Annotated in this window: 15 protein-coding genes and 2 tRNA genes; 15 read left to right on the top strand and 2 right to left on the bottom strand. The window is 46.8% G+C overall.

What is annotated here, in order from left to right:
- The first annotated feature begins 21 nt into the window (after positions 1-21).
- The 13 genes from GC097_RS17545 (at position 22) to GC097_RS17490 (ending at position 19,088) form a co-directional block, all read left to right on the top strand.
- Positions 22-95: transfer RNA gene (locus GC097_RS17545), tRNA-Pro, on the top strand.
- A gap of 7 nt (positions 96-102) precedes the next feature.
- Positions 103-173, top strand: a tRNA-Gly gene (locus GC097_RS17540).
- A gap of 241 nt (positions 174-414) precedes the next feature.
- Complete coding sequence (gene ppc / locus GC097_RS17535) at positions 415-3,201, top strand: phosphoenolpyruvate carboxylase (RefSeq protein WP_171684587.1); 2,787 nt, start codon at positions 415-417, stop codon at positions 3,199-3,201.
- Between the two features lie 258 nt (positions 3,202-3,459).
- Positions 3,460-4,056: an RNA polymerase sigma factor SigW gene (gene sigW, locus GC097_RS17530; protein ID WP_171684586.1), complete on the top strand. Its 597-nt coding sequence runs from the start codon at positions 3,460-3,462 to the stop codon at positions 4,054-4,056.
- Positions 4,057-4,125: 69 nt separating this feature from the next.
- Entirely contained in the window at positions 4,126-4,731 is a 606-nt protein-coding gene (locus GC097_RS17525; RefSeq protein ID WP_171684585.1) for a zf-HC2 domain-containing protein, read from the top strand.
- A 177-nt stretch (positions 4,732-4,908) separates the two neighbouring features.
- Complete coding sequence (cdaA, locus tag GC097_RS17520) at positions 4,909-5,724, top strand: diadenylate cyclase CdaA (RefSeq protein WP_171684584.1); 816 nt, start codon at positions 4,909-4,911, stop codon at positions 5,722-5,724.
- Complete coding sequence (locus tag GC097_RS17515) at positions 5,717-7,000, top strand: CdaR family protein (protein WP_171684583.1); 1,284 nt, start codon at positions 5,717-5,719, stop codon at positions 6,998-7,000. The genes cdaA and GC097_RS17515 overlap by 8 nt, the downstream gene beginning before the upstream one ends.
- Before the next feature lie 29 nt (positions 7,001-7,029).
- Positions 7,030-8,370 (top strand): phosphoglucosamine mutase, encoded by a 1,341-nt coding sequence (glmM, locus tag GC097_RS17510; RefSeq protein WP_171684582.1) that lies wholly within the window; start codon positions 7,030-7,032, stop codon positions 8,368-8,370.
- Positions 8,371-8,899: 529 nt separating this feature from the next.
- Positions 8,900-10,729 carry a glutamine--fructose-6-phosphate transaminase (isomerizing) gene (glmS, locus tag GC097_RS17505; RefSeq protein ID WP_171684581.1) on the top strand — a complete coding sequence of 610 codons (1,830 nt, stop codon included), beginning with the start codon at positions 8,900-8,902 and terminating at the stop codon, positions 10,727-10,729.
- Between the two features lie 324 nt (positions 10,730-11,053).
- Complete coding sequence (locus GC097_RS33920) at positions 11,054-11,152, top strand: YjcZ family sporulation protein (RefSeq protein ID WP_216625801.1); 99 nt, start codon at positions 11,054-11,056, stop codon at positions 11,150-11,152.
- Positions 11,153-12,084: 932 nt separating this feature from the next.
- On the top strand, positions 12,085-18,060 hold the full coding sequence (locus GC097_RS35015; protein WP_171684580.1) for a fibronectin type III domain-containing protein: 5,976 nt from the start codon (positions 12,085-12,087) through the stop codon (positions 18,058-18,060).
- Between the two features lie 315 nt (positions 18,061-18,375).
- Positions 18,376-18,804 carry a hypothetical protein gene (locus GC097_RS17495; protein WP_171684579.1) on the top strand — a complete coding sequence of 143 codons (429 nt, stop codon included), beginning with the start codon at positions 18,376-18,378 and terminating at the stop codon, positions 18,802-18,804.
- Between the two features lie 5 nt (positions 18,805-18,809).
- A complete protein-coding gene (locus GC097_RS17490) occupies positions 18,810-19,088 on the top strand; it encodes a DUF2653 family protein (protein ID WP_171684578.1) in 279 nt (92 codons plus the stop codon).
- Between the two features lie 53 nt (positions 19,089-19,141).
- Here GC097_RS17490 and GC097_RS17485 read toward each other — a convergent pair whose 3' ends face one another.
- Positions 19,142-20,719, bottom strand: coding sequence for a response regulator transcription factor (locus tag GC097_RS17485; RefSeq protein ID WP_171684577.1), 1,578 nt, complete (start codon positions 20,717-20,719; stop codon positions 19,142-19,144).
- Positions 20,716-22,530 carry a sensor histidine kinase gene (locus tag GC097_RS17480; protein WP_171684576.1) on the bottom strand — a complete coding sequence of 605 codons (1,815 nt, stop codon included), beginning with the start codon at positions 22,528-22,530 and terminating at the stop codon, positions 20,716-20,718. Before GC097_RS17480 ends, GC097_RS17485 begins: the two co-directional genes overlap by 4 nt.
- Positions 22,531-22,737: 207 nt before the next feature.
- On the opposite strand from GC097_RS17480, the gene GC097_RS17475 reads away from it, so the two are divergent.
- On the top strand, positions 22,738-24,066 hold the full coding sequence (locus tag GC097_RS17475) for an ABC transporter substrate-binding protein (RefSeq protein WP_246294311.1): 1,329 nt from the start codon (positions 22,738-22,740) through the stop codon (positions 24,064-24,066).
- Between the two features lie 28 nt (positions 24,067-24,094).
- On the top strand, positions 24,095-25,582 hold the full coding sequence (locus tag GC097_RS17470) for a right-handed parallel beta-helix repeat-containing protein (protein ID WP_171684574.1): 1,488 nt from the start codon (positions 24,095-24,097) through the stop codon (positions 25,580-25,582).
- Positions 25,583-25,592: the final 10 nt, after the last annotated feature.

The following is a 25,592-nucleotide window of genomic DNA, read 5'->3' as shown; positions in this document are numbered from 1 at the left end:
TTATATAAGTTATCATCGTATCGGGACGTAGCTCAGCTTGGTAGAGCACCTGCTTTGGGAGCAGGGGGTCGCATGTTCAAATCGTGTCGTCCCGATATACGCGCGGGTGTAGTTCAATGGTAGAACTTCAGCCTTCCAAGCTGGTAGCGTGGGTTCGATTCCCATCACCCGCTTTAAACAAAAGAGATCGCCTTCGGGTGGTCTTTTTTGTTTGTTCGGGAGGGAACGGAAGACTATTCGTGAGTAAGGACAAGTGTCCATTACCAGTATACATTATTTACCAGACCCTCCGAGGGTCTTTTTTTATTTTAAGTACTATGTGCAAAGGGCGAGTTGTGGTAAAATATTTGTAACGTCTAGCTTTTATAGAGAGAAGCATTAATGCAACATAGTGAATAGATGAGGTGGAGAGTTATGTTAGAGAATGTAATGGGCCTACAAAAGCAAGGAACGAATAATCTGCTGCGCAGGGACGTACGCTTCTTGGGCCACATCCTAGGTGAAGTTCTGGTACATCAGGGCGGTAAAGATCTGCTTGATGTTGTTGAGAAAATTCGTGAGATGAGTAAGTCTTTAAGAGCACACTATGTTATCGAAATCTATGATGAATTTAAGAACACGATCTCTTCGCTAGATCCGGAAATTCGTCATCAAGTTATTCGGGCTTTCGCTATTTACTTCCAGCTTGTTAATATTGCCGAGCAGAATCATCGGATTCGTCGCAAAAGAGATTACGAGCGTTCGTCCGGTGAATCCGTACAGCCTGGTTCGATTGAAAGTATCGTACAGGAACTGAGAAACAATCATGTTCCTTTTGAGGAAGTACAAGAAATTCTTAAGGCGATTTCCTTGGAGCTTGTGATGACCGCACATCCGACGGAAGCTATGCGCAGAGCGGTTCTTGATATTAATCTGCGTATTTCAGAAGATATGATGAAGCTGGATAATCCGATGCTGACTTCTCGTGAGCGTGAACAACTGCGCGAGAAACTGCTTGGAGAGGTTCTGAATCTGTGGCAGACGGACGAGCTGCGTGATCGCAAACCGACGGTAATCGATGAGGTTCGCAATGGATTGTATTATTTTGACGAAACTTTGTTCGATGTATTGCCGGAGATTTATCATGAGCTGGAACGCTGCTTAAATAAATATTACCCGCAGGATACTTGGCATGTGCCGTCTTTCTTGAAGTTCGGATCATGGATTGGCGGAGATCGGGATGGCAACCCTTCAGTTAAAGCGAATGTAACTTGGGAGACATTAGGATTGCACCGCCAATTGGCTCTGCAGAAGTATGAAGAAGTTCTAAAGGATACTTTAGAGCACATGAGCTTCAGCAAAAACATTGTGACTGTCAGCGATGCCTTATTGGACTCCATCCAAAGCGATCGCGACGCACTTGGCAATGTGCAGGACGTTTGGCGCAATGAGAAAGAGCCGTACCGTATCAAAACAACCTATATGATCGAAAAGGTCCACAATACAGGCAATCCTAATGTGCCGACAAGCCAAAAATATAACAGTCCAGAAGAATTTATTCATGACTTGCAAATTATTGATTCCAGTTTAAGATCGCATTTTGCAGAATACGTCGCAGACAAATATATAAAGAAGCTGATCCGTCAAGTCGAACTGTTCGGCTTCCACTTAGCTGCTCTGGATATCCGGCAGCACAGTAAAGAGCATGAATCAGCGATGACGGAAATTTTGGCGAAAATGGGCATTACCAGCGATTACAGCAAACTGTCTGAAGAGGAGAAGATTTCTCTTCTAACAGATGTGCTGAATGATCCAAGACCAATCACTTCAACGTATCTTGATTACTCGGAAGGCACGAAGGAATGCTTGGACGTTTATCGTACAGTAGGTCAAGCGCAAAAGGAGTTTGGCCGCAACTGTATAAACAGCTACCTTATTAGTATGACTCAGGGGGCTAGCGATCTTTTGGAGGTTGTTGTTTTTGCGAAAGAAGCAGGCTTATACCGCAAAGAGAGCGATGGCTCTGTGACGAGCACGCTTCAATCGGTGCCTCTTTTTGAAACAATTGACGATTTGCATGCGGCACCTGGTATTATGAGCACATTGTTAGCTATTCCTGCTTACAGGGACAGTCTTGATCCGGTTACGCAGTTGCACGAAATCATGCTGGGCTACTCGGATAGCAACAAAGACGGCGGTGTGATCACAGCGAACTGGGAGCTTCGTATGGCGCTTCAGGACATCACCGAAGCTGCGAAAAAATTTGGCGTGAAGCTGAAGTTTTTCCATGGCCGCGGCGGTGCGTTGGGGCGTGGCGGAATGCCGCTCAACCGCAGTATCCTCGCTCAGCCGGTTGAAACGCTTGGCGGGGGCATTAAAATTACGGAGCAAGGTGAGGTATTGTCCTCCCGTTATTCCTTACAAGGGATTGCCTACCGGAGCTTAGAGCAGGCTACATTTGCGTTGATTACGGCATCCAAATTATCGCGTTCTCCGCAAAGACTTTCCCAAGAAGACAAATGGGAGACTATTATGCGCGGTATTTCGGAGCAAGCTCAGACGAAGTATCAGGATCTCATTTTCAGAGACGAGGACTTCTTAACGTTCTTCAGAGAGTCCACACCGCTTCCTGAGATCGGCGAGCTGAACATCGGTTCACGCCCATCCAAGCGTAAAAATAGCGACAGATTCGAAGATTTACGCGCGATTCCATGGGTATTCTCATGGACGCAAACGCGTTATTTGCTTCCTGCGTGGTACGCTGCGGGTACAGGTCTGCAAAGCTTTTACCAAGGGAAAGCAGCTAATCTAGACATTTTAAAAGAAATGTATGAAGATTGGTCATTCTTCCGTACGATGATTGATAATTTGCAAATGGCGCTTGCCAAAGCAGATCTGCAAATTGCTAAGGAATACGGGAACCTTGTGAAGGAATCGGCGATTGCAGAGCGTATTTTCAACCTCATTAGGGAAGAATATGAATTAACTTCATCGATTATTTTGCAAATAACAGGGCAGCAAGAGATTTTGGATAATGTTCCTGTTATTCAGGAGTCTATCCGTCTTCGCAACCCATATGTTGATCCGCTAAGCTACATGCAGGTCGAACTGCTTACAGAGCTTCGCGCACTGCGTGATAACAATGAAGATGATGCGATTCTGCTGCGTGAAGTGCTGCTCACGATTAACGGAATTGCAGCCGGACTGAGAAATACGGGCTGATATTTCAATGAACATATAGGAAGAGACAGGATGAGAAAGTCGGGGGCCTCGTATATCGAGTGCAGCTCGACTTTTCCTGTTCTTAGACAAGTTGCCCGTCAACATATTTTCATTATTGAGGAGCCTGTAAATAGGTTACAATGGGTAAGGATGGGATTGATTTTGGTTGGTATCGATATTTCTGAAAACAAAACGTAATTTCTGCGTATGTATTTTTAGAAGAGAGACGAATTGCCTAAGAAGCCGGAGGAAATCGAATTGAATTTTGTTGAAGCACGACTGGCTAAACTAGCCAGGAATGGGGATCGAAATGCTTTTGCAGAGCTTGTAGAGCTCTATAAGGATAAGATCTTTCACTTGGCTTACCGCATGCTGAATAACAAACAAGAGGCCGAGGATGCGGTGCAGGAGACGTTTCTGCGGGTATATACAAATTTGCACCGGTATGATGAGAACCAGAAGTTCTCCACTTGGATTTTTCGAATTGGGACGAATCTGTGTATCGATAAGCTTCGCAGAAGGAAGAATACGTATTCCTTAGACGCGGAAATGCCGGACGGAGAAGGCAATGACTTCTATGCGATGCTGCCTAGTCAGGACGACACGCCTGAGAAGCAAATTATTGTATCAGAGACGCAGGAACAGATTCGAAGAGCCATTGATACGTTACCGGAAAAATATAAATCAATCGTCATTTTGCGTTATCTGCAGGATATGTCTCTTCAGGAGATCTCTGAGGTGCTGGATATGCCTGTAACGACAATCAAAACGCGGGTTCATCGAGGGCGAGAATATTTGCGTAAAAGCATAGAACAGGAGGAGAAAAATGCCAACACAAATCCTGTTCCTCGTTGAAACATATTCGAATTCCAAACGTATGGTATACCACAACATGCAAAAGTCTAAGAAAGGGGTGGCTGCCCGGTGAATTGCAAAGAAGCCCTCCCGCTCATACATGAATATCTAGACGGTGATTTGCAAGGATCGGATTCTCGGCTGTTAAAGGAACATCTGATTGCTTGTCAAACCTGTCATGCTTTATTCAAACAATTAGAGAAAACAGACGCGCTTGTTAGAATGCTGCCTCCTGTGAAAGCTTCTGATACGCTGACTGCACAGATTATGAGCGGACTGCCTCCAATGAAGCAAAGAAATAGCTGGATGGACTTTATTCGCAGGCATCCTGCCGCATCGGTAGCGGTTGTTTTTGGTGTTGTTATGTTCGGCAGCTTCATGGCCATGTGGAATGACGACACAAGCTTGATGGTGAAGGGAAGCAATCTTCAGGATGTGATTATCCAAGGGGATACCGTTATCGTACCGCAGGGTCACACCGTGCAAGGAGATCTCGTTGTCCAACGGGGTACGCTCAAGGTGGAAGGCGATGTAACAGGAAACTTGACTGTGATTGACGGCACGCTTAATTTGGCGTCCACCGCGCATATTTCGGGGCAAGTTACACAGGTGAATGAAGCTTTAGGTTGGGTTTGGTACAAAATAAACGAATTCGTAGGAATGCTATCGCATTAGCCCGCAACGTCTTCCGTTGGCTTTGAGCCTAGGGGGACGTTTTTTTTAAGTACATTGAACCAAATCAACTGGGAAACACTCTGATAAAGAGAGAAAAATAGAAGTATATCTAGGATTATGTTATGATTCTAGGTATAGAGAGATCACTGTGTTCAGTCGCCTGGGGGAGAATAATAAATGGACTTACTCACGAGCATCTCGGCTAAGGATATCGTTGATATTCTGATCGTTAGCTATGTGATTTATAAACTGATCCTGTTGGTGCGTGGGACAAGAGCCATTCAGCTCATGAAAGGTATTCTTGTCGTCGTCATTACATGGGTGTTTAGTATTTGGTTTAAACTCAGTACGCTGCAGTGGATGATGAATCAAACTTTCACGTTTGGGGTTTTGGGCGTTATCATTATTTTTCAACCGGAGCTCAGACGAGCCTTGGAGCAATTAGGCCGCGGAAAGCTGTTTAGCCGCTCCTCAAGCGAAGAAGATCAGGATGTCAACAAACGCATCAGTGAAGTGATACGGGCTGCGAATTATTTAGCCAAACGAAAGATAGGAGCTCTGATTGTTTTTGAGAAAGAGACCGGCCTGACAGATTACGTGGAGTCGGGCATTGCCATAGAGAGCAAGATCAGCGCGGAGCTGATGATTAATATATTCATTCCCAATACACCGCTGCACGATGGAGCTGTTATTATCCGTCAAGGGCAGCTTATGGCCGCCGGTTGTTATTTGCCCTTGTCGGAGAATCCCTTCATCTCCAAGGAGCTTGGCACGCGGCATCGCGCCGCGATTGGCATGAGCGAGGTTTCCGATGCCATGTGTATTATTGTTTCCGAGGAAACCGGCCAAATCTCTTTGACAATGAACGGCCATATTGTGCGGGATATTAAAGAAGAATCCCTGATCGCCAAATTGTTCGAAGAGCTTAAGCCGAAGGCAAAGACAAATGAGAAGAACCCTTTCTTGAAATGGAGGGGCCGTTCGAATGGATAAATGGTTGCGTAATACGAATGTTGTGCGCATTGTGGCGCTTGTGATTAGTATTTTGCTGTGGGTTGTTGTGCACTTGGAGGAAACGAATATATCCGGAAGCTCACCTCTCAGACAGCGGGAAGAAACGATTAACAATGTGGCCATCACGACGAAATACGATGAAACGCATTATCATATCTCGTCGATGGCACCATCGAATGTTCAGGTCATCCTAAGCGGCAAGGAATCTTCAGTCAAAAAGGTAACAACCAGCAACACGTACCAGATTGAGCTTGATTTAACCCAAGTGGGCAAAGGGGATCATCAGCTTACCTTAAAACCGGTTGGCTTTCCATCAGACGTTGATGTTCAAATAGTCCCAAGAACGGTTCACGTCATCATAGAAGAGCTGCAGATGAAAGAAGTGCCTGTCCTGATCAATGTCAAAGGCACCCCGTCAGCAGGGCTAAAAGCCGGTCAGCCGATCGTAAAGCCTAATAAGGTGTATATTACCGCCCAGACGAGCAAGCTTGACCAGATCGAGATTGTACGCGGCGAGGTTTCCGTCGATAAGGCCCAGTCTGCCGTCACGAAGCAAGTTAAGCTGCAAGCATTCGATAAAGACGGTAAAGAAGTAACGGTGAATATGAATCCGCCAGTGGTCGATGTCGAGGTTCCGATTACAAGTCCATTCCAAACGATACCGCTGCAATTGAAGATTAGCGGGGAGCCGCCGAAAGGCTATGCGATATCAATGGTTACGCAAAGTCCGGACAAAGTTACCGTGTACGGGACCCAGGACGTTGTCGACCGGCTGGAGTTCTATCAAGGTCCGCAGCTGAACGTTCAAGATGTGAAGGAAACGAAAGAATATTCACTGGACATTCCATTGAGGAATAAAGTAACACAACTGGATCCTGCGAAAGTTACGGTGAAGGTGGAGATCGTTCCGTCCATCACCAGAACTTTGGAAAATGTCCCAATCACCATTATCGGTGGGAATGAAAACTATGTGACAAAGGTAACTACGCCTGAGTCGGCTCAGCTGAATATACAGGTTGAAGGGGCGCCTGCCATCATTGAACAAATGAAGGTACAGGACGTTCAAGCTATTCTGGATATAAGCAATTTGCCGCCAGGGAAGCATGAGCTGAAGGTCGCTTTGAACCTTCCAACGTATGTGAAGCTTGGGTCACTGCAAGAAGTGAAGGCAACTGTGGAAATCAGCGAGAAAGCGCCAGCAAATCCAACAGCGAATACAACAACAAATCCAACAACTAAAGCAACAAATCCATAATGGGAAGAGAAAAAGAGGAGAATAGAGACATGGGGAAATATTTCGGTACGGATGGTGTTCGCGGCGTCGCCAATGGCGAACTGACACCAGAATTAGCTTATAAGGTTGGCCGCTGCGGCGGTTATGTTTTAACGAGACAGGCCAAGCATCCGAAGGTCGTAATCGGGAGAGATACGCGCATATCGGGGCCCATGCTGGAAGCATCTCTCGTAGCAGGTCTATTGTCAATTGGCGTCGAGGTAATTCGCATTGGTGTTGTTAGTACACCTGCGGTGGCGTATTTAACGAAAAAGCTCGGAGCGGATGCGGGCGTTATGATTTCCGCTTCCCATAATCCGGTTGAGGATAATGGCATCAAGTTTTTTGGCGGCGACGGTTTCAAGCTGCTTGACGAGACGGAACTTGAAATTGAACAGCTGCTAGACGCGGCTGTCGATGAATTGCCTCGTCCGGTTGGCGGCGAGATCGGTACGGTTTCAGACAGCCCGGACGCGAAGCTTGCCTATCTGGCGTTCTTGAAAGAGACGGTATCCGAGTCTTTCGCCGGATACAAGGTCGTGCTCGACTGCGCGAACGGATCGGCCTTCGAGCTGGCGCCTATGATTTTTCGCGAGCTGGGAGCGGAAGTGATCACCATCGGCGCGGAGCCGAATGGACGCAATATCAACGATGATTGCGGCTCCACGCACCCTGAGAAGCTTCGCGAAGAAGTGTTGAGACATGGCGCAGCCATCGGGCTTGCTTTTGACGGCGACGCGGATCGTTTGATCGCGATCGATGAGACAGGCGAGGAAGTCGACGGCGACTTCATCCTGAGTATTCTGGGCGATGCGCTGAACCGCGCAGGAAAGCTGAACCACGGCACGATTGTGACAACGGTGATGGCGAATATCGGCTTTTTCAAAGGGATTGAAAAAGCGGGTCTTAAAGCGTTGCAAACCGCGGTAGGCGACCGCTATGTGATGGAAGAGATGCGCAAAGGCGGCTATAACTTAGGCGGGGAGCAGTCGGGTCATGTTATTTTCCTGGATTACATCTCAACCGGAGATGGCATTCTCACAGCGCTGCAGTTGGTGAATACCGTCGTAGCATCGGGACGTAAGCTGAGTGAGCTTAAAGAAATTATGCGTAAGTTCCCGCAATTGCTCGTGAATGTTCGCGTAGCGGACAAGAGCAAGCTAAAGGATAATGCGGTCATCGAAGAAGCGATTCGCAAAGTGGTGGATGAGCTTGGAGATAACGGCCGCGTGTTGGTGCGTCCTTCGGGCACGGAATCCTTGATTCGCGTCATGGCTGAAGGGCCTGACAAGGAACAAGTTGAAGCCTATGTGCATGATATTGCGAAGGTCATTCAAGAGCAATTGGTATAGAGGCTAGAAGCCTTTTCATAGGTCCCCGGAAAGTAAGGGGAGTTCTCTAAGGAGGCTCGCTTTGCTTTTTGGGGATAATAGATGTGCCCCTTTCGTGTTTTTTCGCGCTATTTTGCGCTTTTTTTGGGCGGATATGGGGATTTTGATAGAAAAAATTAGTTGCACGATGACTGAAAAATGAATATGATGTATTTACTCAAGAAGGAAAGGCAGGGTAGAGGTTGTTCATATACAAATAGCGCCAGAACTCGCAGGCGGAACGGGAATGTAGTAAGAGCTACTACTACGCAGGTGAGTTGACGAGGTGAAGGTGTTCGAAACATTCGGCGGGGACCTTCCGGCAAGAGGATTGCCGTTAAGTTGGAGAGCAAAAACGCTTGGGCGACCGGGCTGACAAGTATCCAACATCTTTTATTTTTCATGCGAACTTATGGGTTTTCAATTATATATTGTTTTTTGTTTTTTTGTTATGGATCTTTGAAAAATAGCCCTTGTTGAAGAGGCTCATAAACTATGGAGGTACTACACTATGTGCGGAATCGTTGGTTATATTGGAAAGCGTAATTCTCAGGAAATTTTGCTGGATGGGCTGAAAAAGCTCGAATATCGGGGCTATGACTCTGCGGGTTTAGCTGTATATACGGCAAAGGGTCTGGAAATTAAGAAGGCAAAGGGACGCATTGCGAATCTTGAATCCAAGCTGGAGGAGACTCCTCTGAACGGCAGCGTTGGAATCGGGCACACCCGTTGGGCGACACACGGCAAACCGTCGGATGTAAATTCACACCCGCATACGGATAATTCGCTGAAGTTCTCCGTTGTGCATAACGGAATTATCGAGAATTACATCACCCTGAAAGAAGAGCTTACGGCGAAAGGCCATCAGTTTGTCTCCGAAACAGACACGGAAGTGATTTCTCACCTGATCGCTGACTTATACGAAGGCGATATCCTCAAAGCCGTTCAAAAAGCCGTTAAACAAATGACAGGCGCATTTGCTTTGGGCGTACTGACAGAGTATGAACCGGATCGTCTTGTTGCGGTACGTCAGGCTAGCCCTTTGATTATCGGTATTGGCGAAGGCGAGAACTTCATTGGTTCCGATATCCCGGCAATTCTCGAATATACGCGGAATGTGTTTATTCTAAATGATGGCGAAATGGCGCTGTTGACGCGTGATGGTGTCGAATTAATGACTTTGGAAGGGAATTTTATTTCCAGGGAAATGTTTCATGTCGATTGGGACATCGTTACGGCTGAAAAAGCCGGATTTGATCACTTTATGTTGAAAGAAATCTATGATCAACCGAAAGCTTACCGTGATACGATGGGCAGCCGTATTTCACCAGATGGCCGTCACGTAACACTGAACGAACTGAGCATCACAGCTGAAGCGATTCGGAACATCAGCCGCGTGCATATTGTTGCTTGCGGTACGGCGTATCATGCAGGTATGGTTGGGAAATACGTGATCGAGAAAATGGCGAGAATTCCGGTCGAAACGGATGTTGCTTCCGAATATCGTTATCGTTCCCCGATTATCACGAAAGATACCCTAGTCATTGTGGTTAGCCAATCCGGTGAAACCGCAGATACGCTAGCAGCTCTTCGCGAAGCGCAGCGTTGCGGCGCGCACGTTTTGGCGATTACGAACGTTGTCGGAAGTTCCGTTGCTCGTGAAGCGAATGATATTATTACAACTTGGGCAGGACCGGAGATTGCCGTAGCTTCGACAAAAGCTTACACGTCGCAATTGATTGCGTTCTATCTGCTCGGTATGCATTTGGCACAAACACTCGGCACGCAAACGGAAGCGGAAATTGCCGAGATGATTACAGCTTTGAAAGAGTTGCCTGCGCAAGTAGAAGAGATTCTGGCGCAAGCGGAAGATCTCAAAGCCGTAGCGGAAGAGATGGCTAAGCATGACAACCTCTTCTTCATCGGTAGAGGCTTGGATTATGCTGTGGCATTGGAAGGCTCACTGAAGCTGAAAGAGATCTCCTACATTCACTCTGAAGCTTATGCGGCAGGTGAGTTAAAGCACGGTACGCTGGCGCTGATCGAGGATGGTATTCCGGTGATTGCGCTCGGGACTCAGCATGAGCTGCTTGAGAAAACGGTGAGCAATATTAAAGAAGTTAAAGCGCGCGGCGCGAATGTGCTGGGCATTGCCGTTGAAGGCGAGAACGAGCTGCAGAAGTCTGTAGACAGCACGTTTGTGATTCCGAAGACGCTGGATGTTCTATCGCCTGCACTGTCGGTTATTCCGCTGCAGCTGCTATCCTACTATGCGTCCTTGGCGCGTGGGAATGATGTTGATAAGCCGCGGAACTTGGCGAAGAGTGTGACGGTGGAGTAGGTTGGGGTTGAGTGTGGGCTCCTTTTGAATCATTACAATAAAGTATTGTTCTGAAAAATCATTGGACGGTCCCAATTAGACGAATGATTGGGACCGATGAAGAAGAACTGAGTTTGCTTGCTCATAAGCTAATTGCAATAAATAAAGGCATACTGCATAAGCAGTATGTCTTTTATTTATGTTTTGGGCTTCAACTGTCTAGTGATAAAAAAGTCTGGAACTAATAAAGAGTGTTTCCCTCACTATGGTATACGTCCAAGCAAGCACTATGTACCGAGCATACTTTATCTCGTAGTGAAAATCACCTGAGGGGAATGAGTAAACATGAGCGGAGTAGGCTATGGTTATGGCGGTTCAAGCAGCGCATTTGTCTTGGTTCTTTTTATTCTTTTGGTTATCATCTTAACGACTTTTGCAATTTAAGACTCATTAATCCAACAAAAAGAATATCGAGAAAAACAAAACGGTCCTTTCGCGAAATAGATGCGAAAGGACCGTTTTTTCTCGTAATCTTGTTACGCTAATGAGGAGCTAAATTATTAGGAGTAGTAAAAAAGAGATATCGATTTTGGATAAATAAAGCTTCTTTATCATCGGGTAAGATACTCGATGGGCCCTGCCAGATTCTGATAAGTGGCTATTTTACAAATAATGGGGGTTCTCCCCAGCCATTTCTATGCCTTGTGGACAGCCTTTTGTTCAGTTATGCTTCCGTGGTGAAAATAAGGGGAAATTTCCCTCTAATTTGACTGCAGATGCTTTTTAGATCCATTTAGCCGGAAGAACTCCCTCTATTTGCGCCCATTTTGTGAGAACCTACTAAATCCGGTCAAATTAACGGGAGGTTTTCCTTCTATTTCCCTGCGGGGTCATCTTTCGAGCAATTTAGATGGAGATTTTCCAGTTAGCTTACCTAGCCTCGTTTTTTCCAGCTGAGACGTCGTTTATCAGCGTTAAAGTAGGCGGAGAGGGCAAAAGGTTAAAGTTAACGCTGTAAAACAAGCTTAAAGTTGGAGAACAGACCATAATCACCATCCACGCCTTCTTCGTAAAGCATGGATTTGGAATCCTTATGGGACAGCCTCATTTTATGTTCATTACACCATAATCATTAGCTCAGATCGTGTTCTGAAAGCGCTTCAAAGACTGGCGTTAATAGCGAAACTAAGCAGATGATTATATATGTCATTAGGCAGCCCAGATATAATTAAGGCCGACAAAGGATTCGTATTTAAAACATAAGGGGGCCGGATGCATTTACACGAATCTCGATATGTGGATATAAGTGAACCAGCCAACAGAGATTCAAAAGATGAAAACGCTCAAGGATTTTTAAAATGAAAGGAAAGTGAAATATGAAGCATCACAAGTTAAACAAAGTTTTTGCCATGATTCTTACGTTTACTTTATTGCTGAGTTTTCTGCCTCAGGTTTATGTCCCCACAGCGTTGGCAGCCGCAACAAATTTGCCTTCCGGTTGGACCGATGTGGCGATGAATGACGGCATTGCGAGTGGAAACGCAATGGTGAAATCGACCAGCGCAGACTATGACAGCACGACCCAAACCTTTACAATCGCCGGCTCGGAAGGCAAGCTTCAATCCACTGGTGATTCGGCTTATTTTGTGAATACAACGATCAGCGGGGATTTTGTCGCTACGGTCAGAGTGGCGTCCTTTGCTCCTTTTGGAACGTCAGGGACCACGACTGCACCTCAAGCCATGCTGATGCTGAAGAACGGTACGGCAAAGACGAGCAATGGTTTTTATGCGGTGTTTAACAACACCAATGTTCTGGCATACAAGCGTTATTCATCTACAGGGACTGTAAACGCGTCTCCTGCAATTGCGGCTACGGCTCCTTTTTACCTACGTTTGGAGAAAGTCGGAAATAAATATAATACTTATTATTCGAAAGATGGCAGCGCCTTTGGAACTGCTTATGCTACAATTACCGACTCTACGAACCTAATTGACAGCGCTAGCAACGACGCCGCGTTGAATATTGGTCTTGCGGTAACGGAAGCGAATGTAAAGTTTGACAATCTGGTGATCAAAAGAGCTGACGGAACGGTGATTTTCGGTGGGGATCCAGCGCCACCGCCAAGTTCGCCGACAGGTTTGACGGTTGTGAATCCGGGAAGCAATGCGAATGTCAATTTGTCCTGGACTGCCGCGAGCGGCGCGGCCAGCTATACGATTAAACGTGGTACGCAAAGCGGCATATACACGGACTTGGCTACGATCCCGAGCGTCAGTACAACTTATGCCGATACGGCAGCCGTAAATGGAACTCAATATTTCTATGTTGTGACGGCGAAAAACGCCGCAGGAATTGAAAGCGCTTCCTCATCAAATGAGGTTTGGGATACCCCTGTATTGCCGAGGCCTAACGCTCCAACTGGCTTGACCGCCAACGCGGGAGACACTCAGGTTACATTGAATTGGACTGCTGCAGTCGAAGCACAAAGCTACACGATTAAATATGCAACGGCCAGCGGAGGTCCTTACACCTCTGTGACGGGCATTGCATCCAACTCCTACACGTTAAAAGGTTTAACGAACAATACAACGTATTACTTTACGGTTTCTGCTGTGAATGGCGCAGGTACGAGCCAAGACTCAGCAGAAGTGCAGGCAACACCAATGACAACACCTCCGCCGCAGGCGCCTACAGGTGTGATGGCTGCTGGGGCCGACGCTAAGGTAAGCGTATCGTGGAGCGCTGTAAACGGAGCGAACAGCTACAGTGTAAAGCGGAGTACGGACGGCCAGAACTTTACGACTGTGGCTTCAGGCTTGACAGTGACTAATTACACGGATACCGGCTTGACGAATGGCACGACTTATCACTACGTTGTTACGGCTGTCAACCCACAGGGCGAGAGTGGAAACTCAGCTGTAGTCTCCGCTGTTCCTGCTCAGTTGGTTGCGGGGAGCCCTGTAATTTCCAAGAGTGGGGGCTGGTTTGAAACAGCCTATGTGGAATGGGCGCCTGTAAGCAATGCCCAAGGCTATAACGTATATGTTAAACCGGCAAGTGCATCGGATTCTCTATATGTACAAATGGATACGCAGTTAATCCGTCAATACCCTACATATTGGAGAGCAGACGCTGTAGGGCTTCCAGCTGGAGCGTATGTAATGAAGGTTGAAGCCCTATTTTCAGATGGTTCAAGTAAATATGCTGTTTCCGATATCCTATCGGTATCGAAGTATGATAGATCTGGATTTGCGTTTTCCTCCCAGTCGCCATTGAAAACCAGCTCAGGTGCATATAATGACGATGGTTCGCTTAGGAGCGGCGCTCAAGTTATTTATGTAACATCTGCGACTGCACGAACCGTAACGCTTGATGTCATAACCAGCTCCAAAGGCGCTAAAACAACAGGTACGGGTATAGGTGAAATTTTAACATTAAGGCAAAAAGGTTATGATCAAACACCGCTTGCTATCAGATTGATTGGACAAGTTACAAAAGCAGATATGAGTGGACAACTGAACTCCTCTGGATATCTTGAAGTAAAAGGCAAGTCAGCTTATACCGAAATGAATGTGACGCTTGAAGGCATCGGAGAAGATACCTATGCGTATGGATGGGGTTTCCTGGTAAGAAACGCCGGTAATGTGGAATTGAGAAACATCGGCATGATGAGATTCCCTGACGACGCTTTTTCCATGGATACAAAGAACGTTAATATTTGGGTGCATAATAATGATCTTTTCTATGGAGATGCAGGAAGTGATGCTGACCAAGTAAAAGGTGACGGTTCAACTGACATCAAAGGCAGCTCGACGTATATCACCATCTCGTACAATCACTACTGGGATTCCGGAAAATCCTCTCTGTCCGGTTTGAGTGAACCATCGGAATATTTTGTAACCTTCCACCATAACTGGTTTGACCATTCGGACTCTCGTCATCCACGTGTAAGAGTGGGAACGATTCACGTATATAATAACTACTATGATGGAGTTTCAAAATATGGCGTTGGCGCTACAACGGGAAGTTCAATCTTTGTTGAGTCCAATTATTGGAGAAATGCTCATGATCCAATGATGATTTCTTTACAAGGCACGGATATTAAAGATGGCGTTGCTAACGGTACATTCTCCAGTGAAAGCGGAGGTATGATTAAAGCCTACAATAATATAATTACTAATCCTAATAGTCTTATTTATGCAAATTCTAATGCAGGAACAGCTCCGGCTAATCCAACCTCATTTGATGCCTATTTAGCATCGTCAAGAAATGAGACGGTTCCAAGTTCATACAAAGCATTAGTAGGTGGAGCAGCTTATAATAACTTTGATACTTTAGTCGAAACGGCCGTAGATCCAGCAAACATTGATGACGTGAACAATATTCCACAAATTGTTACGAAAAAAGCTGGACGTCTCAATCAAGGAGACTTTACTTGGCAATTCAATAATGCGGTCGATGACGCATTGTATGTCGTTAATACAGCATTGAAAAATAAAACACTTGCTTACACAACTCAACTTGTAGCTGTAGGTGGAAATTCAACCCAACAGACAATACCGGCCCCAAGCGCGCCGACGGGTCTGACGGCAACGGCGGGCGACGCGCAGGTAGCACTGACTTGGACGGCCGTCAGCGGAGCGGCCAGCTACAATATTAAGCGCAGCACGACAAACGGAAGCGGGTATACACAATTCGGCACAAGCGTGACGGCTTCGTACACAGACACTAGCGTGACGAATGGCACTACCTACTACTATGTGGTAGAAGCAACCAATACGGCAGGCACGAGCGCAGCATCGACTCAAGCGAGCGCAACGCCAGCAGCAGTCAACAACGGTGGATCCGACGGATCGGGCAGCGGTACCACGTTGATTAATGATACTTTTGAAAGTACGGCAACGTTGACGGACTTGGGCTACTCGGTAATCGTTCCGAATCCTTCTGCCGGAACGGCACTCGATGCATCCATCGCGGCTCCATCGACAGCACTACAAGGAAGCACCAAAAGCCTGTACTTGCACGATACCGATAAGAGTGCAAGCACGCAGCTCGTTAAAGTGAACAAGGCGTTTGCACCTCAAAGCGGGGTGATAACGAACGAGTTCGATTACATGCTGACAGCAGCAGCAAGCGCGACCAAAGTCGTCCGCCTGTTAAGCTCGACCGGAGCGGTAGCCGTTGAAATTCAAACCGTCAAAAACGGATCGGCTACGGTATTCTCTTACAAGACGGTACCAGCAGGGCAGTCTTCGGCGATAGATAATTTCATGGCAGGGTATGCAATCAATACGTGGTATCATTTCAAAATTGTAGCGGACGTATCGGCACAAACCGCGGATGTGTACATCAACGGAACGAAGCAAAATACTACGCCATTGCCATTCTACACGGCAACGACAGTGTCGGACATCGGTTCGTTCGAAACATCGACGCCAGGTTCCAACACGATTGACCAGTATTTGGACAATATTTCGCTTAGTGCTGTTGGAGGAGATCCGGTTGATCCGGCACCTGCCTCGCCGACAGGACTGACGGCAGCGCCAGGCGACGCTCAGGTAGCACTGGCTTGGACAGCAGTCAACGGCGCGACCAGCTATAACATCAAACGCAGCACGACAAGCGGAAGCGGCTATACGCAAGTAGGCACAAGCTTGGCAGCGTCGTACACGGATAGCGGCTTGACGAACGGCACGACCTACTACTATGTAGTAGAAGCGGTGAACTCGGCAGGCACCAGCCCGGCGTCGGCTCAAGTCAGCGAGACACCAACAGCGCCTGCAACGATTACAATTCCATCCGTAACGGAAAGTGTTTATGCAACAGGTGGTTCGTCACAAGTCGATATTACTTGGGCGACGGTGATGGGAGCGACCTACTACAACGTGAAGCGTTCCTTGTCGGAAAGCGGTCCGTTTACGAATATCGCGGTCAATTTGACGGTGAACTCTTATTCGGATACGAGTGTAACGAACGGCACGACCTACTACTACGTCGTCACGGCTGCTAATACGGCAGGCGAAAGCGAGGCCTCGATTGTGGCAAGTGCGACGCCAAGAAGCAGTACGAGCGGCGGAGGCTGCTGCTATTCAGCAGGATCTGCGAGCAGCACCACGGTAACAACGAATAAAGACGGCTCCGTCTCCATCAACATGGCGGCGACGACGCAGAAGACTACAGACGGCAAGACCGCAGCCGTGGTTACGCTGGACAGCGCTACGCTGGATCAAGCGTTGTCCAACAATAATAAAACAGTGGTGGTTGAAGTTAAGAGCGATGAAACGGTGGCACAAGTCAATCTTCCAGCCTCGTCCTTGCTGAATGCTTCCAAGCAATCCTCGAATACGGTATTGGTTGTGAAATTCGATAATGCGACTTATGCCCTTCCGGTGAGCCTGCTGAATATCGATTCGCTGGCCAAATCGATAGGAGCGGACGTGAAAGACCTGAAAGTAAACATTGTGATCGAACAGATCAGCGGCAGTCAGGCAGCTCAGATTGCGAACGCAACGAAGCAAGCGGGAGCGCAGCTGCTGACTCCAGCCGTCGATTTCACAGTAACGGTTGAAGCTGGCGGAAAGAGTGTTTCTGTCAACGATTTTGGCAATACCTATGTTTCCCGTTCGCTGGAGCTGAGCAGTACGGTGGACAGCAAGCAAGCGACAGCAGTGATGATCGACCCGGCAACAGGCGAAATGACCTTCGTACCGGCAACCTTCCAAGTAGTCGATGGCAAAACGAAAGTGACAATCAGCCGTCCGGGCAACTCAATCTACTCCGTTGTACAGTTCGACAAATCTTTTGCGGACATGAAGGATCACTGGGCTAAAGGCGATGTCGAATTGCTGGCATCGAAGCTGCTGGTCAAAGGACGCACGGAAATCACATTTGATCCGCAAAGCTCCATTTCCCGTGCAGAATTTGCAGCGATGCTGGTAAGAGGCTTGGGACTTGGCGAAGACAAAACAAACAAGTTCAAGGATGTATCGGCAAGCGATTGGTACATGGGCATCGTCGGATCCGCTTCCAAAGCCGGCTTGATCGAAGGAGACGAGAGCGGCAAGTTTAACCCGAACGCCTCCATCACCCGCGAGGAAATGGCCGTGATGATCGACAGGGCCATGGTCTTTGTCGGCAAGAAAACGAGCGGTGACGTCAATCAGCTGAATGCGTTCAAGGATGCGAGCGCGATCAGCCCATGGGCGAAGGATGCGGTAGCCAAAGGGGTAACGGCGGGGCTGTTGAACGGCAAGAGCGCAAATGCGTTTGAGCCTTCCGCAACCGCTAGCCGTGCCGAAGCGGCTGTCCTGCTGAAACGTCTGCTGCAAACGGTAGGATTCATTAACTAATCATAATCTAAACGGTCTGTTCCGTCCCAAAAGTCATCATAGACGACGGATATGCTCCCCATACAGTAGACAGGTGAAATAGCCTGATACTGTAGGGGGGGCTTTTTCATGTCGAAAGAAATCAGTTGAAGGGTAACTTCATCGGGGTTTTTCTATGCGCCAAGCATGAACGGGTTATGAGGGAAACGGCGTTTTTGTCGATTAATGACGTCTATATGCAGCACTTTTGAAACCAAATCTGATATAGGACGTATAGAATAAGACGAAAGTGATAAAACTTTCATATTAACCATATCTCAGGAGGGTCATGACACGATGTTCAAGAAATTAGTAATGCTGATTATGGCAAGTATGCTGGTGTTCTCCTTTACCGTACCAACGTTGGTAGAAGCGAAATCTTCTTATAAAGCGCCACGCAAGAGCTACACGCCGACAGAGCAACAAAAGGCGCCAACCAATAACGTTTCCAAAAATGAACCTAGCAGTTCGACAACCAAAACGCCCGGCGCCACAACACCCGCTACAAAGCCCGGATTTTTCAGCGGAGGTTTAATGAAAGGCTTGTTAATCGGGGGCTTGGCTGGCATGTTGTTCGGAGGCTTATTCGGGGGCTTGGGAGCACTTGGTAATATACTTGGATTATTAGTGAACGTTCTAGCGGTTGTTGTCTTAGTGGTTGTTATTATGCGGATTGTAGCTTACTTCAAAGAAAGAAGGAAGTTGAATCAGAATCAGGAGAGGTAATCAGCATGCGGTTAGCGGAACAAGAAATCGTGAATGCGGTTTGTCTGCACATGGCGGAACGCAAGCGTCTCAAGCCAAATGATGTTGATGTTGAGCTGATGTGGGATGAGGATCTGGGCTTCTCGGCCGAAATATTCGCCGAAGGTCGAAGTCAAATCCTCACACAAGGGAATTTGCTTGAAGCGATCGCGCAGTATTTGATTAATCAGTATCAGATGCAAGTATTTTGGGATCAAATCCGGTTATCTTTGGAGGAAGAGATCATCGCTGACATAGCGGTCTAATCCACATGCACCAACCATATCCGGCAAAACCACTTTTCATACCCAAGGCACCATCACTCGATGGTGCTTTTGTTATATTCTGATGCCGTTATTTTGAAGCGGGAATTTTTATATTCCGTTGGCGTTATGCCTGTAATGAATTTAAACACTCTGCTAAAGTAATACTGGTTGCTGAAACCAACTAAAGGGGCAATATCTTTGAATTTCAGGTTCGACTCATCGGCAAGCAATTGCTTGGCTTTGTCGATTCTGAGTTGAGTCAGGTACTCGATCGGAGTGATGCCTTTATATTTTTTGAATTCTCTGCTCAAGTACGAGAGGTTCAAGTTTACCCGGTCCGCAATGTCATTGACGGAGATTTCATCGGACATATGCCTTTGAAAGTAAGCATCGACCTGTTCCATGATGTCTTTCACAATTTTGGGACTTGGCTCTGTATGTTCGATTTGGAGAAAGACGTTTTCAAAAAGAAAGGATGTATTCCTTAGCAGGGATGGATAGTCATTGGAAATCGAGATGACTTCATCAAGTTCCAGCTTTAGATCGCTGTCCGTAGGGGGCTTGCCCACGATGGATTTGCTGCATGCATACAAAATTTGATACAGGCAATCTTCTATGGCATTCTGCGTCATACCGCTCATTTCCCAGCTTTGCAGCATCGATTCGATTTCCATGAAAAAGAGCTTTTTTTTCCTGCCTTTAAATAAGGAAACGAGCTTCTGCTCATCATAGATTTGCTTTCGTAGAGGCTCGTGAGGTGAATGCCATTTGACATCTTCTGCGAAAACGATACTCGATTGACCAAACAGCAAATACTTGCGCAAAGCGGTTCTTGTGATTTGGTACTCCAACTTCAATTTGGAAAGCGTAATCACTCTGTTGCTGATGGCAACCGTAGCAGGAATATTGGAATGGGATAGTTTTTCCATAAGATAATTCGCAATTGCTTGCAAATCGATGGCTTGTTCGCGGGTAGAGCTGAAGACGATAACGGCTTCGTTCATGGACTCGCCGTCCATAATCCAGTAAGGTTGAAGGCTCGGGAATCGAGCACTTAATAGTGCTTTAAGATCGGTACGAAGCCAGATATCATGCAGCGGATTGGCGACATCAATAAATAGCTTCGATAATGATCCTGCGCAGATCAGCATAACGAAAAAGCTCTCGTAGCTTAAATCTTCGTATTCCACCTGCGAAGGAGAGCTCCAGCGTTTGATCGCATGGGAGATTATTCGATATTCGGCAGCTTGTTTATTCATGAGAATACTCGGCACGGTTTTGTCCAAGATGTCACGGATGGACTGCTCTGTAACGGGCTTCAGTAAATACTCCACTACGCCAAGCTGTATCGCTTGCCTTGCATAGTCGAATTCCTCATGCCCGCTAATGATAATGAATGTCGTTTCAGGCGCAAGCGCCTTCACTTCAGCAATAAGCTTCAGCCCATCTATGCCTGGCATCCGAATATCGGTAAACACAAGGTGCGGCTTGAGCTGTTTAATGGCCTGCAGTGCGGACCGACCGTCCGTGAATTGGCCGGCGATGTTGAGATCGGGACTGTAATTTTCTATTTTTCTAACAATACTGCGCAATATCGGATGTTTATCTTCCACCACTACCACATTAATCATGATGCCTCCTCCTCCAGTGGTCTCCTGACACCCAGTTGAATCTTACAGCCGCGTTCTTCCAGATTCGTAATATGGAAATAAAAATGGGTTCCGAAATAGATGATGAGTCTTGCATACGTATTTAAAATGCCTAATCCGCCGATCTTTAAGTTCGTTAATAGTTTGCCATGTTCATAATTATCACGATAAGAGGTTAACTGCCTAGAAAGTTCAGCCAATTGAACCGGCTCTATGCCGGAACCGTTATCTTCAATCGTGATTTCCCAATGGTCAGGACTTAACATTGTACCATAAATTCGAATTCGCCAAGGCGGGAGCACGTGTTCGAAGCCGTGATTGATGCAATTCTCCACCAAGGGCTGAAGCGTAAGTTTGGGAACCCGCATGGCATTCAGCGGTTCGGGCAAGTGAATTTCATATTCCAAGCTGTCATCATAATGCAGCTTCATCAGTTCCAGAAAATCGATCGAATGTCCGATTTCTTCGGAAAGGAGCACATCTTTGCACGAAGAGGAAGCGGTATACCGCATCATCCCCGCCAGCCGGTAGCACATATCCGCCGCAACATCCGCACCGCTATCCTCGCAATGAGCGGTGATGACGCTGAGCGTATTGTAGATGAAATGCGGGTTAATTTGCGCTTGCAGCGCAGAGGAATGCGCCTCCGTTTCCCGAATGCGCGACTCATACTCGTTATTGATCGATTCTCGGATTTTATCGAGCATGTCATTGAAAGATTGATGAAGCAGCTTGAATTCGTTAGGCTCCGTGCTTGTCACTTTCATTGAAAGGTTGTCCAGGCTTACCGTTCTTACTTTTTGTGTGAGTAGTTTAAGCGGCCGTGTCAACCTCTGGATAAGAATATAGTAAACGATGAGTACAGTGAATAAAATGAGCGAACTTGACAGCACGATAATATTTTTGTAATCGCGTACATTCTTTTGGAGCATTCTTTCATCGTCGGTCATCACGGTTGTCCACCCCGTATAGTCGGATCTGAAAGAGCTATAGAGAAACGACCGGTTATCGACGGAAATTTCGCCATAGTTCATTCCGTGTGCTTTGATTGCTTGTATCAACCGGAGTGTTCGGGTTTCTCTCTCCCAATCGTCTTCGGAAAGATAAGGAAAGAGCAGAGAGCCGTTATCGTCGAAAATAAGGACTTCTTTTCCGGCGTTCTTACTCTTAATTGAACCCACTCTTTCCAACGATTGATAAGGAATTTGAATTTCAATCATCCCGAAATCTTTATTGTAGGGTGTGCTGAATTTGCTCACGACGGAAATGACCCTTTGGGGGAGGGATGACCAGTCGTCCAAATGAGGCGGCATATTCGTTAATCGCCGATTCGTCGAACCGTTGCTTGGGTAGGCGTATCTCGCAGGAATGCTTTCCACTAGATGTTCATCCCGAATGTAGGTGAAGAAAATATTTTTTTCCGGAATAAAAATGATGACTTTATATAGATGGCTGACTGCGTTATAAATCGTGTTCAAATTTATGGCCAACTTTGTTTTATAAACGAGCGGAGCCGCAGAACTGTTCCCGGATTCATGATACAGATCAATCATCAATTCCAGGTTTTCTAGATCGTTCGTGTAGCTGATAGCCGCATTGCCAAGCTCTTTGTATAGCGTATCGATTTGATCTGATATTTGTTGCGTAACCGGGGCAAGATTAATTTGATCTGTGTGGATTAGCGTTCGTTTCATATACACGTATAAATAAGTAGAGAAAAAGGTGACCATGCCTACAAAAATGATGATGAAAACAAGAAAAATTTTGCCTTGAAATCCGAATTTGTTTATCATCGCAGAGCAGCTCCGGCTTAGTCAGGATTAGTGATAGTATATCCGTATTTGAAAACGATTAAAAGGTTAGTAAAAATTATATAAAGCATCAAGTCAAATTTGTGTATTTATATGGGAATAAGCACCACCTATACTTGTAATAACGTTTAATATTTAATCATATTAACCTTTTCTTCCCATACATCGAGGAGGCCTATTACGAATTTGATGATGAAACGGATGTTAACAGCAGCAACAGCGTGTATGTTTGCCATCGGGCTGAACGCATGCGAGGGAAGTGCGAATACCGAGATAACCGGTGAAGAAAGCGGTAAGGCTCAGAGCGGACCTGACCGGGAAACGAGGGGGAACGAGGGCGTCACCATCCGTTATATGATTACGACAAGCCATTCAAATTACGGTGGTATTCTAGGTTTGGTGGCGAATTGGGAAAAGAAAACAGGCAATAAAGTGGATATTCAAGCTATTCAGGATGACCAGTATGACAATCTGGTGAAAGCTGAACTAGCGGATGGTGATCATGTTGACATTTTCATGGGGCAATATGAAAAGTACGATGTGCCCAACCAGTTATTGGAAGTTAGCGGCGAAGCCTTCGAATCCAGATTGAATGATGCCGCGCTCCAAATGCTGAAGTATACGGATGGCAAGATGTATGCTTTTCCGGGGCCGATGCCTTTAGCTGCATGGGGGGTGTTCTATAATAAGCGGATTTTCAACGATTTGGGGCTTTCCGTCCCTAAGACGATGGATAGCTTCAATCAAAATCTTGCCGCCATTCAAGCAAGAGGGTTCACTCCTTTGTATTTTGCTGCCAAAGACGGATGGACGATGCTGCAGCACAGAAATGCCGTAATCGGTCTAGTTGGCGGCTCCGATTCGTCGGTGTGGGAGCAACTAAACAGAAACCAACTTCAATGGACGGACATTCCTTCATTTGTTTACCAATATCAACAGGTTGAGGAATGGGTGAAACGGGGGTATCTGAATCGGAATCTAATGTCAACGTATGATCAGCAGAAGCAAGCTTTGGCAGACGGCAAAGCCGCTATGGTTATCCAAGGGTCCTTCTTCGATTCGGGATTTCTCAATCAGAAGGGGGAAGCATCCATCGGTTTCTTCCCCCTTCCGAACAAAGAAGGCACGGCAAAAATGGCTTTAAGCGGAGCCGCTCATATGTATATTGCCAAGAACAGCCCACATGCTGAGGCTGCGAAAGACTTGCTGCGGTATTTGTCCGAGAAGGAACAGGTAAAGTCATATTTGGTGAAGTCGCCTGGCATCAGCGCATTTAAAGATGTTGATGTCTCGGCTCAATTATCTCCGGCTTTACAAGACGTTCAAGCTATTATAAACGCAGGGAACATAGCAAGGCATGGCGATGACGTCTATGTCGTGCCGTTGCCTTATGAAGAGATGGTGGCTGCGTATACGGAATTGATAGCAGGCCGAATGACGGCGGACCAGTTCGTACAGCAGTATAGCGACATGTATGTGAAGAATGCGAAAACAGCTAAAATTCCCGGATTCAAATAGACGGGCCGGATACGAAAGGGGGGTGGCGATGGAGGAGAACGGTGCGACCATATTTCGGATGAGAGATTACGGGGTGAAACCAGATACAGGCGAAGACGCCTGCGAGGCATTGAGAACCATACTAAACATGGCAGGGGGAATCGATGACAGGGTTATCATCCAATTTGAGAGCGGCCGGTACGATTTTTATGATACCCATGCAAGCAAGGAAGTGTACAGCATATCCAGATCAACTTCTGAATTGGAAGATCAAGATCACATGATACATATCGGCATTCATTTGAAGGGAATGTCCAATATTACGATTGAAGGCAACGGGGCATTGCTGGTTTTCCATGGGAAGATGACCCCCTTTGTGATTGACGACAGCCGGAACATCGAGATCAGGCAAGCAGTTATCGATTTTGAGCGGCCTACGGTCTCGGAAATGTGCGTAGATGGGGTCCATAAGGGTGCTATTGATTTTACCATCCATCCGGATTCCTGGTACGCCATCGAACAAGGGCAATTGGTCTGGGTTGGCGAGGGATGGAGATCCGCCTCAGGTTCCTCACAAGTAACGGATCCGCACACGAGCCGAACATGGCGCACCAACAATCCCGTATCGGAGGCCACCCGTGCCGAAGAGCTTGAGCCGTTCAAGGTCAGACTCCATTACAGTGCGCGGCCTGAGGCCCATATAGGGCATATTTATCAGATGCGGGATGGCATCTGTGATCAGGCAGGGACGTTGATCGTTCAGAGTGAGAATATCGTGTTCGATCAGGTTCATTTCGGCTATATGCCTGGAACAGGCATGGCAGCCCATTACTCCGAACAGATTACCTTGCAAAATCTAACTTTTGCGCCAAGGCAAGAAACCGGGCGAACGGCGGCGTCCTTTTCCGATTTTATCCGGATGGTAAATTGTAAAGGGAAACTGATTGTTTATCATAACAACTTTCTAGGCTCGCATGGCGGAGGCGTGAGTATGCGCGGTATGCGATGGAATCCGCAAGTGGAGATCATAGGAAATCGCTTTGCCAGCGTTCCTGAGCGAGGTATCCGCATTTGTGCCGGGGGCAAGGCTGTGATTCAGCACAATGCGTTCCACCGAATGTCAATGAGCGGCATTCTGATCGAGGAGGACGGTGATCGACCCTTTGAAGCGGGCGCGGCCAGTGAGGCGACGATTGCTCATAACTATTTTATCAAGTGTGGCGACCCTGTCATCCGGATTTCGACGGATCCCGTCGTTCATAACATAACGATTGAACATAATTTTTTCTATTTAGACGGAACAACGGTGGTTGAGGCCCAAGGAGTGCAAGGATTGGTCTTCCAAGCAAATGAGGTCGTCGGCATCTCGCCTGCAAGAAAACCGCTGTTCAACTTAGAGGCCTGCTCGGAAGTGTATTTGACAGATAATGCAGTTTTCTTGCCGAATCAACGTGTGCGAATTTCGCAGATGCCAATTGAAGCTGTGTCGATTACGGGGGATCAAGCCATGATCGTTGAAAAAGCAAAAGGCGACTAGATTCAGAGGA

Source organism: Paenibacillus planticolens, from assembly GCF_013141725.1.
Taxonomy (GTDB): Bacteria; Bacillota; Bacilli; order Paenibacillales; family NBRC-103111; genus Paenibacillus_E; species Paenibacillus_E planticolens.
This window is presented reverse-complemented; position numbering and strand designations above follow the sequence as displayed.

Bases quoted from the DNA above. Each gene is read 5' to 3' on its own strand.
- glmM (WP_171684582.1), top strand. From the start codon at position 7,030: ATGGGGAAATATTTCGGTACGGATGGTGTTCGCGGCGTCGCCAATGGC.
- GC097_RS17495 (WP_171684579.1), top strand. From the start codon at position 18,376: ATGTTCAAGAAATTAGTAATGCTGATTATGGCAAGTATGCTGGTGTTC.
- GC097_RS17475 (WP_246294311.1), top strand. From the start codon at position 22,738: ATGATGAAACGGATGTTAACAGCAGCAACAGCGTGTATGTTTGCCATC.
- GC097_RS17515 (WP_171684583.1), top strand. From the start codon at position 5,717: ATGGATAAATGGTTGCGTAATACGAATGTTGTGCGCATTGTGGCGCTT.
- GC097_RS17485 (WP_171684577.1), bottom strand. From the start codon at position 20,719: ATGATTAATGTGGTAGTGGTGGAAGATAAACATCCGATATTGCGCAGT.
- GC097_RS17470 (WP_171684574.1), top strand. From the start codon at position 24,095: ATGGAGGAGAACGGTGCGACCATATTTCGGATGAGAGATTACGGGGTG.
- glmS (WP_171684581.1), top strand. From the start codon at position 8,900: ATGTGCGGAATCGTTGGTTATATTGGAAAGCGTAATTCTCAGGAAATT.
- ppc (WP_171684587.1), top strand. From the start codon at position 415: ATGTTAGAGAATGTAATGGGCCTACAAAAGCAAGGAACGAATAATCTG.
- GC097_RS33920 (WP_216625801.1), top strand. From the start codon at position 11,054: ATGAGCGGAGTAGGCTATGGTTATGGCGGTTCAAGCAGCGCATTTGTC.
- cdaA (WP_171684584.1), top strand. From the start codon at position 4,909: ATGGACTTACTCACGAGCATCTCGGCTAAGGATATCGTTGATATTCTG.
- GC097_RS17480 (WP_171684576.1), bottom strand. From the start codon at position 22,530: ATGATAAACAAATTCGGATTTCAAGGCAAAATTTTTCTTGTTTTCATC.
- GC097_RS17490 (WP_171684578.1), top strand. From the start codon at position 18,810: ATGCGGTTAGCGGAACAAGAAATCGTGAATGCGGTTTGTCTGCACATG.
- GC097_RS35015 (WP_171684580.1), top strand. From the start codon at position 12,085: ATGAAGCATCACAAGTTAAACAAAGTTTTTGCCATGATTCTTACGTTT.